The sequence below is a fragment of the Pseudoalteromonas sp. SiA1 genome (genome assembly GCF_018732205.1).
Taxonomy (GTDB): Bacteria; Pseudomonadota; Gammaproteobacteria; order Enterobacterales; family Alteromonadaceae; genus Pseudoalteromonas; species Pseudoalteromonas tetraodonis.
In genome coordinates this window covers 1,319,602-1,335,340 of record NZ_CP076084.1, presented here as the reverse complement: position 1 = coordinate 1,335,340, position 15,739 = coordinate 1,319,602, and the positions used below count along the sequence as shown (strand labels likewise).

Genomic DNA, 15,739 nt, shown 5'->3' with positions numbered 1-15,739 from the left:
CGTTACACTAATCGCTCATAGAGTCCTGATGCCCGTGACACACTTTTACCCATCGCCAGTTGCAGCACTTTTTTATCTGCTACCAGCTCAAAGGTCTGCTTTGCACGGGTAATACCGGTATACACTAATTGCCGGTTAATACCGACGCTCGCTTGTTTAAGTGGGGGCAATACCATAGCAGTGTAACTAAACTCTGAGCCTTGCGATTTATGAATGGTCATAACATACACTTTATCGTGCGCTGGGAGTCGTGCAGGTGAAAATGCACGTTCATTACCCTGCTCATCAATAAACAGTGCTTTGAGTTGGCCACTGTCATCAGGCATTAAAATACCTATATCGCCGTTAAAAAGTTTAAGTTGATAATCGTTTTGGCTAATCATAATAGGCATACCCGTGTAATGCCGCTGATTAGGGTTAACGCTAATTAACCCTTGCTGTTGCAATACACGCTCAATACGTTGATTTAAACTATTAACGCCGTAATCGCCTTCACGCACCGCGGCAAGTAATTGATAGCGGGCAAAAGCCTCATGCACTTTGGCAACACTAGCCCCTTGAGCAATCAGTGTTAAATAATCACCGTAATGACTTGCTGCGCTGTTTATAAGCTTTTCAATCGGTGTAGAGACAAAATCGTAGTCTAAAATAACATCCCTAAAATGCCCTTGCGTACTGTGTTGTTCAACGTAATTTAAAATACCCCGATCATTGGTATTAACAGCCAAAGCCAATTGGCCTATGCCACTTTGGGCATCAAAGCGATAACTATGTTGTAAAAAGGCAATGCAATCAGCCAGTTTAAACTCACTCTGATTTTGCGCGCCAAGTTTAGCGTTGCCATTAAAACACACCTTATTTAATTGCTCACAGCGTGCTTTTGAATAACGCGGTGTTTGCCCAAGCACTAAACCTTGGCATAAATCACTCATTACACTGCCAGTATCAACCGAGGCGAGTTGGTCTTTATCGCCGAGTAAAATCAATCGGGCATGCGCTGGCAAGGCCTCAATTAATTTAGCCATGAGCGATAAATCGACCATACTGGCCTCATCAATAATCAATACATCAACATGCAACGGATTGCTTTTATCGTGCCTGAATTTATTGGTAAATGGCTTAACTCCTAACAAACGATGAATAGTTTGCGCACTTTGCGGGATCAACGCATTAATATCAGCCGGTATTTCTGTGAGCTTATTTTTAGCCCCTAAAATTGACTCTGTTAATCGCGCCGCTGCTTTACCGGTCGGTGCTACTAATTTTATGCTCAATGGCGCCGCTTGATATAACGATTGTAAAATCGCTAACAGCTTTGTCACCGTGGTGGTTTTACCTGTGCCAGGCCCGCCTGTGATCACACTAAAGCCCTTTGTTGCAGCAACAGCACAAGCGACCTTTTGCCAATCAATATCAAGCGTTGGATTATCAGGAAAGTAGCGTGTTAATAACTCAGTAAGGACTGCATCATCAATATTGAGTTGTCGCTCACTCATTGTCAGTAATCGTTGCGCTAAGGTTTGCTCATACCCTGCTAAACGGGAAAAATACAACCGCTGATTAAACAATTGCAGCGGCTTGTGATCCCCCACACTGTGATGCGCGTGTAAGTAATTTATTGCCGCCTCAGTCGTAAAATCGTCACTAAATGGGGTGAGAGTGTCAGGTACGGTGCCTTCTAATTTAGTAAAGTCGCTTTGGCGTAAATTAAACGGATTAGCCCAATCAACCTCTGTTAGAGTTAAACAACTATGCTGGCTTTGCTGCGATAAACACAGCATTAAAATAATATAAAATAATTCGTCATAATCATGCTCAGTATTGTTACCACTGAGTAATTCGGCCAGCTTTACATCCACAACACGTACGCGATGCTGCTCAGTTAAATAGCTAAGCAGCGGCACAACTTTAGGTGTTTGAGTAACAGAGTCCGCTAGTTGTTCATTGAGTAGCGCCGACTCATCAACAAGCGCGTCGTCAAAGTCATCAAACAAACCAGGTTGTTGGTTTAAATCACTCATAGCATCGCTCCTTGGCTAAACAAACCATCTAAAATAATAACTTGCTCTGCACTTAACTGTTTAAAGTACACCCCTTCACCCGCTGGCATACCGCGTAAAAAGGTATAATACACGCCGCCTAAATGCGTCTCTATGGCATAGTCAGGAATACGTTGTTTAAGTAATCGATGCAGCGCTACGGTATAAATTAAATACTGTAAATGATATTGGTGGCTGGTCATGGCTTGCTCAAGCTGCTCTGGATCATAATCTGCGGGGGTACTGCCCAAATAATTCGATTTATAATCTAAAATATAATACTTGCCTTGGTAACAAAAAATTAAATCTATAAAGCCTTTTAGTAAGCCTTTTACATGGGCAAATTCAAGTTTGCTTTGGCTAAAATCAAAGTGTTTAATCAGCATTTCGTTGAGTTTAGGCGCTCTTAGGCTAGCAAGCGGTAAGTTAAACTCCATTTCAACAAGACAATCACTCGGTGATAATTGACTCAAGCTTAAATTATTTTCACTATTTAACGGGCAATTAAGCGCATCGAGTATCCATTGCTCGGTAATTTGCTGCCATTGCTCATCAATATGGTATTTTTCAAAGGCACGTTTAATTACTGCCGATAAGTTTTGCTCTGGATTTGAGGGGTGAACAAGCGGGCTGGTAAAATCAAGTTGCTCGAATATTTCGTGTAAGCAACTTCCTGGTTTTGCACCTTTTGGAAAACTATACGGTGAGAGAAGTTCATCTTGTTGCACCGCAAACTCATCTCTTTGATGATCTTCATCGCTGCGCCCAGGTGCCAGTTGGTCAGTATGCTTTTTAAAGCTTAAGGCACTAAAACTGGTTGCCCGCCAATCGCGTTCAATCTGCGTGGTTACAGTATTAATACTCAGCGCCTGCTTTTCAACGTGTTCATTATTAAAGCGAAGTATGCCCTGCTCGAGTAATTCACCCGAGGTAAATTGCAGATATTCCATCGAATCATTGGCATCACAAAACTCACTTAAATGAGTGCGCCATATTTGGCTGCTGGTTAACGCTAACCCTGAGAACAACACATGCCCAAGCGCACTACTTTGAATCGCTAAGCGGCTACTTTGCCCTTGCCCGATATTATATACACCCAAGGCACAAAAATGCACTGCACGGGTCAGTGCGACATACAATAGGCGTAAATCTTCTGCTAAACGTTCTTGCTCGGCTTTTTGCAGGGCGTCTTCGTCTTTACTTAAATCAAAAATTAACTTGCCGTTATGGTGATAAAGCGCGTCTTTAGTTTCACGATAGCCACTAGCAAAGGGCATAAATACCAATGGATATTCAAGCCCCTTTGAGGCATGCATAGTGACAATTTTAACCAAGTTTGCGTCGCTCTCTAAACGTACTTGCACAGTTTCGCCATCTTGCTGGCTCACCTTTTGCGCAAACCAACGTAATAAACGAAGTGTCCCTTCAAGCTCTATTTGTTTTTGCTGCAGTATTTCGCCAAGGTGTCTAAAGTCGGTAAGCCAACGTTCTACGTTATAGCCCAAGCCTTGCCATTTGGCACTGAGTTGATTATGACTCAGTAAGCGCTCAAGCATCGCCATAGCCCCTTGCTTGTGCCAAATATGGCTAAGTTGGGCAAAAAAGTTTAAGTGTTCTTGCCATGCATTTTCATCATCGGCCAAAGCAAAAATATCGTTATAACTTAAACAAAATAATGGCCCTGCGAGTACACCTCGTAGTAGCGACTCGTCGTACTGGCCGTGCAATGCGGTTAAAAAGTTGAGTAAATGGTGACTTAGCTCTTGGCTAAATACACTATCACGAGACAAATACACGCTGGCAATATTGGCTTTGCTCAAGGCCTGCTTCATTATTTGCGCTTCAACGCGGTCGCGCACCAAAATACAAATATCAGCAGCGCTTACCGGCGTACTGCCAATACAGGCTATTCCTTGGTTTGCTTGCTCGAGTAACGTAACAATTTTATTGGCAAAATGGGTGGCTAAATGAGCTTGCCCTAAGCCTTTACTGGTCGGCTTATTTTTTTCATCGCCGGCTTCATCTACAAACACATTAAACTCAAAGGCGGTGGCCGGCTTGCCAGCAATTAAAAATGCATCTTCGGCTTTTTTACCCTTGGCTTTCACTTTATTAAAAGGAATGGCATCGTTATAAATAAAGCTGTTGTCGTATTTACTAAACAAGCTATTTACGCTGTTGACGATATCGCTGCTGGAGCGAAAATTAGTGCCTAGGGTAAATTGTTGCGACTGCTCTACGGCCTCTTTGGCACCAATGTAGGTAAATATATCTGCGCCCCTAAAGCCATAAATAGCTTGTTTGGGATCGCCTATCATAGCTAAAGTGGTATTGCTTTGAGCATAAATTTTACTAAAAATACCGTACTGAATAGGGTCGGTGTCTTGAAACTCATCAATCATTGCCACCGGAAATAACTGCGCAATTTTTTGCGACAATACGTCACCCTGCTCACTATTAAGGGCTGTATGTAAATTAGTGAGTAGGTCATCAGGGGTGATCACGCTTTGCTCTTGTTTGCGCTTAACTATGGCCGCTTTTACCCAACTTGCCGCATATTGCACTATCGCAATTTTTAGCCCTTGTTTAATGGTATTGTTAAGTGCGGCTAAGGTATCGAATTGGCTAATAAGTGGATGAGTCAGTAATGTGCCATTTTTTTTATAATTAGCGGTATTACTTAAATTCTCGCTGCTCCAAACCTCAAACGAATATTTGTTAGTACCAAATTCAAAAAAGTCATCATTGCCTAAACAAAACGCTTCAAGCGCCGCTAAGCTGCCTTTTCGTGCCGGTGTTTTTGAGCCGCTTAAATCTGATGCTTTCACAGCGCCAATAAATTCTTGCTCTAGGCACGCTTTTTTAAAGGCGGGTACAAGCTCCAAGTATTCATCTCGGGCTTGCCACACATCCTCTAAATTTACTTGCGGTGTTATTTCGGCGTTGGCTTTATTTAAAATACTGCTTACTTGGCTAAATAATGATTCAGGTGCGGCAAACACCTCTAAAATTGCATTTGTTTTTTGCTTATTAAGCGGGTAGACAAACGCGCGCCAAAAATCTTTTATGGTCTCAAGCAGTATCTCGCGCTCATCTAAAATAAACTCTAAGTTAAACGCGACCCCCGATTCAAACGCATGTTGTTTTAGCATCCGCTGACAAAAACCATGAATGGTAAAAATAGCCGCCTCATCCATTGATTTAGCTGCTGCATCGAGTAAGTCAAACGCACGATGTTTATCATCAACGCCCGCTATCACATCTTCAATGAGTTCATCGTTTGGCTGTTGCCCCAATAAGGCATCGCGCGCGGCAATAATACGGCTACGTACGCGGTCTTTAATCTCTTGGGTAGCGGCATCGGTAAAGGTTACCACCAAAATTTGCTCAACACTCAATGGCGTACTCAGCTCACCGGGTATTTGCATACCTAATAAATAGCGTAAATACAAACCCGTGATCGTGTAGGTTTTACCTGTGCCAGCACTGGCTTCAATTAAGCTTTGGCCCTTTAATGGCATAGTGATTGGGTTAAGCGCTTGCATAGTCACTCTCCTTGGCGTGCTCAAATAACGGGGCGAGTAATTTTTCGCTCCATTGTATAAACTCCTCTTGGCAATCATTGAGCGATTGCACCGTGAGACGAATATAAGGGTTTTCCCCTTCACCTCGGCCAATATACTGTGGGCTAAATTTACTGTTAGCTTTTGCCATATCGCCACCGCTTTTCACATATTCGTAACCACTCACCGGAAAAAACGCCACGGGCGCGTTTCGCAATGCTTTGTATAGTTCAAACCAATCTGCAAGCAGCAAGTCGGCATTGGCTTTACTCATAGGGGCAAAGCTAATTTGTTTATCTAAACCCAGTAATAAGGTTTCAACCTCTTGTTCCATGCTTTGAGCTGCCAGGTGATAAAGAAAGCCTTTTATTAAATCTTTGGCTTTAATACTGGCACTGCGGTAAAACACTTGTTTTTGCATATACACATGGTTAAGCCAGCCTTCAATGGTGGTATTTTCAAGCGCAAGTAACACTTCTATCGGTTCGCTTTTACCGGCTTTTATTTGCTCTTTTACTTGCCCTGCAAGCGCATCAACTCGGTGCTGCATACCCTCATAAATTAAGCTGCCAACATTGGCTTGGGGCAACTCACCGCGCTGCAGGATTTGCTCGGTACTGAGTGGCGTATTGTTAATGTTTGCTTCAAGTATTTCGTCAAGGTAAAAATAACGGCGCAGCGCATCTAGGCTAAACGGTTCTTCGTCTTTCGCTATATCGTTAAATTGCGGCAAGCGTAACCCTAAGCTTTGTTGATAAAAGCTCTCTTGGGCATGACACACACTGCGAATAAACACATCAAGATCAAGTAGCTCTGGGGGTGTTACATCAAGCGCAGTGATTGCTTTTGGCTCAATAGCCTCACTAGGCAGCCAAATTGGGTTATAGCTGTGATTATTTACTCCCGCCTGTTCATCGCTAGGAGCTGAGTAATACAGGCTATTAAAAGGCTGCAAATGCTGCTGCGTAATAAGGCATTCAGGCAAGGGTTTATCACTGGGTTCGCTAAGTTTAAAACTGCGACCTATGTATTCTAACAATTCACTGACAAGTGTTGATGGCATGCGCGGCTGGTTGTCAAAACATGATCGACCAATGTAGCTCATATATAAATTATCTCGAGCACTTAAGAGCGCTTCTAAAAAGAGGTAACGGTCATCGAGTTTACGTGAACGGTCACCTTTTTGCTTTTTAGAATAAGGTACTAAGTCAAAACCGATAGGCTGCACGGTACGTGGGTAATCGGCATCGTTCAAGCCTAGCATACACACCACCTTAAACGGCACGGCGCGCATTGGCATTAACGTACAAAAGTTCACTTGTCCTACTAAAAAGCGCTGACCTACACCTTTTTCTTGTATACCTTGCTTGATTAGATAGCTCACTATGCGCTGCGATACGGCTTTACTGTAGTCGCCGTTGTCGTGGTGCTTCGCAATGTCTTCGAGCACCTTTTGCAGCACTAATAAATCCCAGCTATCATCGCTTTCGCTCTCATACACAGCATTGAGTAGCTCACTTAATATATGGGCTTTATTAGAAAGCGTATCATCAGGGGTGAGTTTCGCTTTAAAGTCTTGAAGCACATCAATAAAATGCACCAGCTTATTGAGAGTATCAAGCGCCATACCTTCTACTTCATCGGCGCTGTAAATACCATTAAATGGGCACTGTTCGTCGCGCATGGCAATCCCCAGTAATAAACGGTTCAAGCCATGTTGCCAGGTATTTAAATCAATTGCGGGTAAATCAAAGCTTTGTTTATGCTCAGCGTTTATGCCCCACTTTACCCCTACTCGCTCAAGCCAATAATGTATTTGCTCGTATTCATGGGCTTCTAGGCCAAATTTTTCGGCAATTTGCGTAACCTGTAATAAATCAAGAATATCCGACACGCCAAAGCGCGAAAACGGTAAATTAGCTAAACTGGCAAACGAGCCCAGTACTGGTTTTTCTTGCTCTATGGCTAAATCGGCAAGGGCGTATGGTATAAATCGGCTGCCCTGCGCACCACCAAAAACGGCCTCAATGTAAGGGCTATAAGTACCTACATCAGGCATCATCACAATGATGTCTTTGGGGGTAAGCGTTGGGTTATGATTAAACAAATTGAGTAAGTAGTCGTGCAGGCGCTCGACTTCCCTTAATGGTGTGTGGCAGTCACTTAACGTAATGCTGGTATCGTTTGCACTTATGGGCAGTTTACCCTCATCGTTTATAAACCATTCTTTGTTATCGGTAAGCGATTCACCTTTAAAGGCAAGTTGGTATATTTCGCTTTGCACTTGCCCAAGTAAGGTATCGTCAAACGCATCAATAAAACCATCAATCCAACGGGCATCAAGCTGCACCAGTTGCTCAAAATAATCGCGGCCGAGTTTACCCCACGACGACAACAACGGATTACCAATAAAATAGTATTCTTCATCAGGATTCGTTTGCTTTTTTTGCTGCGCTTCCACCAGCGGCATTTTGGCGTATTTAGCGTTTATTTTAGCCGCTGTTTTTTCATCGATTATATCGCCCCAATAATGCTCGCTGGGGTTAAAAAAGAATAAAAACACCTCAGTTTTTTTACTCAAGGCTTCAAACACGTCAAGCTGTGAGCTGGCAATCGCAGATATACCAAATAGGCTAATACGCTTTGGCAATAAGCTGCTATCCATACTCTCAAGGGCGCTGAGTAATTGTCCTTGCATGTTGGCGCGGTGAAATTGGCTTTGCCCAAGTGTTTTACTTAATTTGACAAGGCGGCGCCACAAATCGGGTTGCCAAGGAGCAATGCTGATATCTACATCATCAAGCGTATCAACACCGCTATCCCAAGTGGCTATCCAATGGGGGCGATACATTAAATATTGGTCGTACACATCGGCTATTTTTTCACATAGGGCAAAGGTTTTTTGGCCGTCAATATCCCCCTCTAAATAGGTTTTTAGGGGTAAAAACAGTGGCTCGTCAATACAAGTAGGTAAAATTGCAAACAGTTTCCAAGCAAGGTTCGGTTTATTAAACGCCGACTCTTTAGGCACGTTTGGCAATAGTTGCTGGTACAACTGCCAAATAAAGCTCGACGGCAGCGGAAAGTCTACCTGCGCAGCCACGCCTAAATTTTCACTTAAACCAATTTTTAGCCACTGCGACATACCCGGCGATTGCACTAACACCACTTCTTTATCAAATGGGCTTTGCAACGGGTTTACCTTTAACAGTTGATGAAACTGCGCTTGCAGGGCTTCCATACGGTTTGATTGAATAATATTGAGCATACGATACCAGCCTTACTTGAGATAAAGGCCAGTGTAAGATATTTTCAATTTAAGCGGTAGCGCAAAGGAGGAATTGGCGTTAATAAATCAGCATGTTAGCCAGTAGCTAGCTGTTTTTTTAAACGCACAGGACTCACTTTAGTCACTGTGCGTTTTTATATTAAACCAACTATTGGTATGGGCTTATGCTAGATAAGCTAAAGTCACTTTGCATTATTACGTTACCATCAATGCCTTTGAGCTTAAGTGACAAGCCTGGATCTGCTTGCTGCCAATCAATGGTTAAATCCCCATAGTTAACATTATGCGTGTAATCACCGACACGATGTTTATTTGGGCTAACGTCTTTCCACTTTTCTGTCAGGCCTGAGCTGGTCATTTCAATGAGTGGGTAATCAAGATTGTGTTGATACCTTGAAATTTCCCCCCAATGGGTATCGCCGCTGATGATCACCACGCCATTTATTTGGTGTTTTTTAATTAACGCAAATAAACGGTTTCTATCCTCTGGAAAATTTGCCCACGATTCCCAGCCAGTAAAATCAGGCAGTAACTGCAAGCTTGATGCAATTAGTTTAATCGCTGCTGGCTTTTTAAGTTCGGCTTCAAGCCATTGCCACTGCGCCTCCCCTAGCATAGACGCGCCTTTTACTTCGGTTGGACTATACGGGCCTTGGTTATTTGCTTTACGCTTGGTGTAATACTCAAGTTCGCTCACTGAATTAAGTTTATCGCGATTAAAACGTAAGTCAGGCATGATCACTTGCACGGTTTGCTCGCCTTCGCCATACATGTAAGAGGTATAAATACCATCAGCACGGGTTCGGCGCGCTGAGTTTGCCGGTTCATCCCAAAAATCGAGCATAATTTGCCGAGATGCTTCTTTATGCGGGTACTCTTTACCCGCATCGTTTTGACCATAGTCGTGATCGTCCCACATGGCTATTAATGGTGTATTTGCTTTTAAGGTTTTAAAGCCAGGCTTTGCCCCTAATCGTTGGTATTTATTTTTAAGCACGGCCATGTCGTTAGTATCGCCATAAATGTTATCGCCTAAAAAAATAAATAAATCACTCTGCTCTTTGTTGATGGCGTTAAATATAGGAATGTCTTTATCTTGATGCCCACACGAGCCAAACAATATTTTAGAGGGCGCAGCCATTGCGCCACCACTAATAACAAAAGCAAGTAACAGCGCTGAATGATTAAAGGTTTTTAGTAACTGTTTCATTTTAAAATCTCATTAATAGCCGGTGCCATATTAGGGTTAATCGTGTCTGGGTTTTGCCCAAGTGCTTTTAAAACGGTGGCGGCAATTTGCGCTTGTTTAAGCTCATTATCGGTTTTTATTAAGCCATTACCTTTAATTGTAGGACCAATGGCAGCAAGCCAAATATGCTCTGAGCCAATAATTCCCTCAGGAAATGCCTTTTTACCCTGCTCCGACTTTGCTAATGCCCGTTTAGAGCTGTGATGTTGCCAATCGTTTGCGTAGCTGCCACGGCCGTGATCGGTAGTAACAATTAACGTAGTATTATTTTTATAACCTGCTGTGCTTTGAATGGTTTGCCATAAATCTTTTAAAAATGCATCGCTTTGTTTGGCCGACTTTAAGTAAGCATCGTAATGGCCATCGTGAGCAAAATCGTCAGTTTCCCCTAAGCTAATCACCAATAATCTTGGCTTTTTAGCCAGCATATAGGCTTTAGCAAATCGATAGGTAAAACTATCAAGCCGCACATTGTGCCATGGGCTGGGGATTTCTGTTTGTAATGCGTTTAACAGGGGCGCATCGGCAAATAAATCATCGGCAATAGGCATAAATCCTGCATTTACATACACATGACTACGCTTAGTATTTACAATGTAAGGAAACACATCCCAGCTACCAAATAAAGCCGTGCTGTTTTTAAATTCAGGCTGCGCATCTAATCGCTCTAAAATGGTTTTATTTGGATTAAATACTTTATCGTTACTCTTAATGTTTTCATCCACTTCGCCGGTAAGAATTTCGTTATAACCAGGGTATGAAAAATACCATGGATTACTCACTGACATCGCTGAGCCGTTTGCTCTGTCGCCCATAATTACGCCTTGAGTGGCAATCGTTTGTGTTAAAAACGGCATTAATAATTGCTGGCGCTGTTGCACCCTTTCATCCCAAAATTCATTGCTTAACTGTGCTGGTTGCTTAACAAATTCTTTATTATTGAGCAGGTTTTTATCGGCACCATTAAATACTTCCTGCCAGCGCACGCCGTCAAGGGTGACTAACACTACATTTTGTTGAGCAGCCAATGCCACATTATTAAACAATAAAATTAAACTTAATCCGGTTATTTTTATCATGCTTTTCATTGTGTTCTCATCAATCTTTTTATAGCAAAAAGCCCATCGGTGATGGGCTTATATAAGGTTACATTAGGTTTAAAAAGTAGCCGTTAATGTAACTGCTGCTGTGCGTGGTGAGCCAATAAAGTAAGTACTCCCATTGCCCGTACCACCTGCTAAGTAGCTTTTATCGGTAATGTTATAAATCACAAAGGCAATATCAACGGCTTTAAACGGGCCTGCGTTAACTTCGGCTGCATAACCTGCGTTTAAATCAAGCACGGTGTAACTGTCTACATCGCCACGCTCACCGGTGTATTTAGCAGATAAACCAAAGCGGAAATCGCCACTGTAGTAATCGGTTGATAGCACAAATAAATCATCCACTGAGTCAATTACTTTGCCTCCAGCTTCAAAGCCTGGCGCATCGCCTTTGTATTCAGAGCTATTATTGGTGTATGAGCTATATACATTCCACTCATTATTAAGCATGTAACTTGCTGACAACTCTAAACCTTTTGATTCAATACCGCCCACATTGAGGTACGAGCCGTTTGTGCCTATGGTGTAGTCTATACCGCCCGTGTCGCTGCCTGGTGCTATAAAGGTGATGCGGTTATCAAACTCAATTGAATAGGCCGTTGCTGTTAATTTAAGTGCATTATTTTGATAGCGTACACCCAGGTCAATATTTTCAGCGGTTTCTGGCTTAATTGCTGATAAGTCAGAGCTATCGCGTTCAAGCACACCGTCTTTAATAGCGGCAAAGTTTTCGCTATAGCTGCTAAATAACTCAGTATTACTATTTAGCTGATACAAAATACCACCACTAAATAGAAGGTCTGAATCACTGTTTACTTTAGCTGTTGTGGCGTTTTTATAGTGGTCATACTTTTCTATATCCACTAAGTATTTTTTTACCCCTAGGTTTAAGGTAAGGTCGCCAAATGTCATTGAGTCTTGTGCATACCATTTAAGCGTATCAGTCTCAAAGGTGTTTTTGTATTGCGTCCAGTATGGGGTGTTATCAAAATGATGATAAATACGGGCATCTATTACTTTATGCCAATCACGCGACTCATCACGGTCGCTTTGCTCATACCAAAAACCCGCTTCTATATCGTGCATGCCAAAGCTAGCTTGATAATTAGCAGTTACCCCTAAACGATCTTTATTGTAATGAGTATGACGATAAGACATAACAGGCGTTGCATCAGCGTCGTAACACGCAGGATTAAGCTCAGGGCCCGACTCCCATGGCCAGTTTAAACTTGCGGTACAACCTGCGTTCGGCGCAAGTGGATTACCGTTGCTATCGGTAAAACCATAAGAGCCCGCGTTTGTGCCCCCCTCGGTGGTTGGGTTGCCATTTTCATCTACAGGGGACGTTAAATAAGGTGGGATCCAATCGCCACGGCCAGAATTTTTATGATAATACGGGCTAACGGTTAATAATGAGGTTGGAGAAATCGCGTATTCAAATTTTAAATAGCCTAGGGTATTTTCGCGCAGGGTGCCCCAACCTTCTGCAAACATTTGGTCAAAGTGCGGAACGCCTGTCCAGTTCCATGTTAGTTGATCCCAATCAGGGGTTTGTTCAAATTGTTCTAGGCTCACGCTATTGTAGTTGCTCTCGCTTACATCGTCGTACGATAAACGCCCTGTAATAGTTAAATTATCAAGAGTGGTAACAAATTTCGCCTCAGCGTGTTGGTTATCTTTTCCGCCATTGCTGCCTGAGCCAATCCAGCGGCTGGTATCGGTTTGTGAGTAACTCACGTACGCTTGGGTATTATCGAAAATGGTGCCAGTTTCGTGCTTAACATAATAACGCGAAGCATCGTGACTGCCTGAGGTATAAGCAAAGGTGGTGCTTTTATCTAAACTCGGTGCTTTACTTACAAAATTAAAAGTACCGCCTAATGCCTCTAATGAGGCAGATTTAATATCTGAGGTACCTTGGCCAACTTCCACTGTCACCAAGTTTTCGCTATCGAGATAACGATTCGCTTTAGCCCCGCCACCATAATTAGAGCCACCATTAGGAATGCCGTCTATCGTCATACCTAATTGCTGTTGGTTAGAGTCAATACTAAAACCACGCATGGTAATGGTTGTTGACCAATCATCGCCGCCAAATGCGTCGCCTTCGTTTATGCTAATCCCTGGCAAGTTATCAATTACCGATAACACACTCGATACCGAGCTTTGTTGTTCTAGCATCGCAGGTTCAATAACGTTGTTTGCATAACTGGTTGGTTTTGCAGTAACAGTTACTTCTTCTATCACGTTATCGTTAGCATAAGCTGGAGTTGATACCGCCATGGCCACAGCCATGCTCAAAATCGATTTATTTTTTAAAGCGTACATTGTTGTCCCATTTGATTCTAATTATAAAAAGGTAATTATGAAAGCGGGCACAGTCTATTTTTTAAGTATGACAACGAGGGGCAATTTTATTGACAAACAGGTTAAACAAATATGAGTTAATTATGACGTAAAGTAATCAAATCAAGCACATCGTAATTAAGAGCAATCAGACTAAAACAGCACCCAAAAGCCAAGGGACTCTCTAAAGTCATAAAATTTTCTCACTCTTTCTAACTGCAATTGATCAAAATCTTATTTAACTTAGATATAAAGAGTTAAGAGCCCATAAAGTGATAACTTTTAGCCCAAAAACACGGTTTTATACAAAGTTAAAAAACCAATTTTGCAATCAGCTTTTTCTGGGCTATCTTTTTATTAACGCTTTACTTACAGGTAGCTGCACTATGTTTAATTTTTTCGCTAATAGCGCTGAGCAAGCATTAAAACAGTCTATTACGGCAATTGTTTCCATAGATGAAAAAAACAATATTGTCTTTTATAACAAAGCCGCGCAAAAATTATGGGGCTACACAGAAGATGAAGTACTCGGTCACAACATACGAAAACTAGTCCCTGACGAACATAAAACAAACCACGACGACTATGTAAATCATCATAGAGAAACCGGGCAAGACAAAATTGTTGGCAGCTACCGAGAAGTTGAGTTACAAACTAAATCGGGAAGTCGCATTTGGGTCGAATTAGCGCTTTCTCAGGTGAAAGTAAATAACAACAAACATTACACCGCTTTTATAAGAGATATATCAGCAGAGCGTGAAGCAAAAGAAATCAATGAGCAATCGTTAGAGCAAGCCCTTGATGCAGTTGTATGTATTGATGAAAATAATTGTATCACTTTGTATAACAAAGCCGCAGAAACACTGTGGGGTTACAGTAAACAAGAAGTAATGGGAAACAATGTAAAAATGCTAGTACCCCATGCAATACAACATAACCATGATGAGCTTGTAAATGCAAACCGAGACACAGGTGTCGATAAAATAGTTGGTACCAGTAGAGAAGTTGAAATTGAACGCAAAGATGGAACAACCGTGTGGGGGCGATTATCGCTATCGAAAATTAAATTAGCTAATCGCGTTATTTACACAGCTTTTATCAAAGATGTAACGCAAGAGGTAATAACTAGAGAAGAACAACGGATGTTGTCACTTGTTGCAAACGAAACAGACAACGCGGTAATAATCACCGATCCTAACGGCTATATTCAATATGTAAACAATGGATTTGAACGTTTAACAGGATACGCTTTAAGTGAAGTAAAAGGTAAGAAACCAGGCAGTTTTTTACAAGGCAAAGATTCTGACAAAAACATGATAGAAACGATACGCACACATCTTAAAAATCGAACTCCTTTTTATGGAGAAATATTAAACTATAAAAAATCGGGGAGTGCTTACTGGACCTCGCTATCTATCAACCCAGTAATAAGAGAAGGGAAATTAGAAAATTACATTGCAATTCAAGCTGATATATCTGAAGTAAAGCAAATGGCGCTTGATTTCACAAACAAACTAGAAACTATCGGCGAGTCTATAGCTATGTTGCAAGTGTCTCTTCATGGTGAAGTACTTGATTGTAACGAATTACTAAAAACGGCATTAAAACCCAATTTTTCTGTAGAAGAGTTTGCTAAAAATCTGATTTCTGATCTCAGCGTTGAAGAAAGAGCATTTTTAGACAAAAACAAACATATCTCAAAAACTTTTGAACTTGAAAAAAATAATCAATACAGTGCCTTTGATGCGAGAATATGTGCTCTTCGTGATGTTAATGGTCAAACCACTAGTTATATGTTTATAGGTTTAAACATAACGGAAAGAAAAAAAGCAGTTAATCAAACTCAAATATCAATGAAAGAATTATTAGATATAAGCCAAACCATCAGCAAAATAGTAGAAACAATTAATGGAATATCAGAGCAAACAAATTTACTTGCACTCAATGCTGCTATTGAAGCCGCAAGAGCAGGTGAAATGGGACGCGGTTTTGCCGTTGTTGCTGACGAGGTAAGAACTCTTGCAGGCAATTCAAAGGCATCTTCTGAAGAAATAAACGGCTACATAAAAGAAACGGTTACTAAAATTCAAGAGCTTGCAGAATTATCTAAAAAGATAGATTCATAAATCCGCTTTTAAGTAATAAGCCCA

The 15,739-nt window shown here is 41.7% G+C and carries 7 protein-coding genes; 1 reads left to right on the top strand and 6 read right to left on the bottom strand.

Features of this window, described 5'->3' with window-relative positions; all coding sequences use genetic code 11:
- Positions 1–2: 2 nt before the first annotated feature.
- The 6 genes from recD to KK487_RS06210 all read right to left on the bottom strand — a co-directional run bounded on the left by recD (position 3) and on the right by KK487_RS06210 (position 13,571).
- On the bottom strand, positions 3–2,021 hold the full coding sequence (gene recD / locus KK487_RS06235) for an exodeoxyribonuclease V subunit alpha (RefSeq protein ID WP_128583389.1): 2,019 nt from the start codon (positions 2,019–2,021) through the stop codon (positions 3–5).
- Positions 2,018–5,584 carry an exodeoxyribonuclease V subunit beta gene (gene recB, locus KK487_RS06230; RefSeq protein WP_138687005.1) on the bottom strand — a complete coding sequence of 1,189 codons (3,567 nt, stop codon included), beginning with the start codon at positions 5,582–5,584 and terminating at the stop codon, positions 2,018–2,020. Before recB ends, recD begins: the two co-directional genes overlap by 4 nt.
- Positions 5,571–8,870 (bottom strand): exodeoxyribonuclease V subunit gamma, encoded by a 3,300-nt coding sequence (gene recC, locus KK487_RS06225; RefSeq protein WP_128583388.1) that lies wholly within the window; start codon positions 8,868–8,870, stop codon positions 5,571–5,573. The genes recB and recC overlap by 14 nt, the downstream gene beginning before the upstream one ends.
- A gap of 169 nt (positions 8,871–9,039) precedes the next feature.
- Positions 9,040–10,101: an alkaline phosphatase D family protein gene (locus KK487_RS06220; protein WP_036956166.1), complete on the bottom strand. Its 1,062-nt coding sequence runs from the start codon at positions 10,099–10,101 to the stop codon at positions 9,040–9,042.
- The gene (locus KK487_RS06215) at positions 10,098–11,228 is read right to left on the bottom strand and encodes an alkaline phosphatase family protein (RefSeq protein ID WP_036956164.1); all 1,131 of its coding nucleotides are present in this window, start codon (positions 11,226–11,228) and stop codon (positions 10,098–10,100) included. The genes KK487_RS06220 and KK487_RS06215 overlap by 4 nt, the downstream gene beginning before the upstream one ends.
- Positions 11,229–11,297: 69 nt before the next feature.
- Positions 11,298–13,571, bottom strand: coding sequence for a TonB-dependent receptor domain-containing protein (locus KK487_RS06210; protein ID WP_036956163.1), 2,274 nt, complete (start codon positions 13,569–13,571; stop codon positions 11,298–11,300).
- A 404-nt stretch (positions 13,572–13,975) separates the two neighbouring features.
- Here KK487_RS06210 and KK487_RS06205 point away from each other — a divergent pair, with 404 nt between their 5' ends.
- On the top strand, positions 13,976–15,715 hold the full coding sequence (locus tag KK487_RS06205) for a PAS domain S-box protein (protein ID WP_036956241.1): 1,740 nt from the start codon (positions 13,976–13,978) through the stop codon (positions 15,713–15,715).
- Positions 15,716–15,739: the final 24 nt, after the last annotated feature.

Excerpts from the sequence above, each read along its gene's own strand:
- recD (WP_128583389.1), bottom strand. The coding sequence starts at position 2,021 with ATGAGTGATTTAAACCAACAACCTGGTTTGTTTGATGACTTTGACGAC.
- recB (WP_138687005.1), bottom strand. The coding sequence starts at position 5,584 with ATGCAAGCGCTTAACCCAATCACTATGCCATTAAAGGGCCAAAGCTTA.
- recC (WP_128583388.1), bottom strand. The coding sequence starts at position 8,870 with ATGCTCAATATTATTCAATCAAACCGTATGGAAGCCCTGCAAGCGCAG.
- KK487_RS06220 (WP_036956166.1), bottom strand. The coding sequence starts at position 10,101 with ATGAAACAGTTACTAAAAACCTTTAATCATTCAGCGCTGTTACTTGCT.
- KK487_RS06215 (WP_036956164.1), bottom strand. The coding sequence starts at position 11,228 with ATGAAAAGCATGATAAAAATAACCGGATTAAGTTTAATTTTATTGTTT.
- KK487_RS06210 (WP_036956163.1), bottom strand. The coding sequence starts at position 13,571 with ATGTACGCTTTAAAAAATAAATCGATTTTGAGCATGGCTGTGGCCATG.
- KK487_RS06205 (WP_036956241.1), top strand. The coding sequence starts at position 13,976 with ATGTTTAATTTTTTCGCTAATAGCGCTGAGCAAGCATTAAAACAGTCT.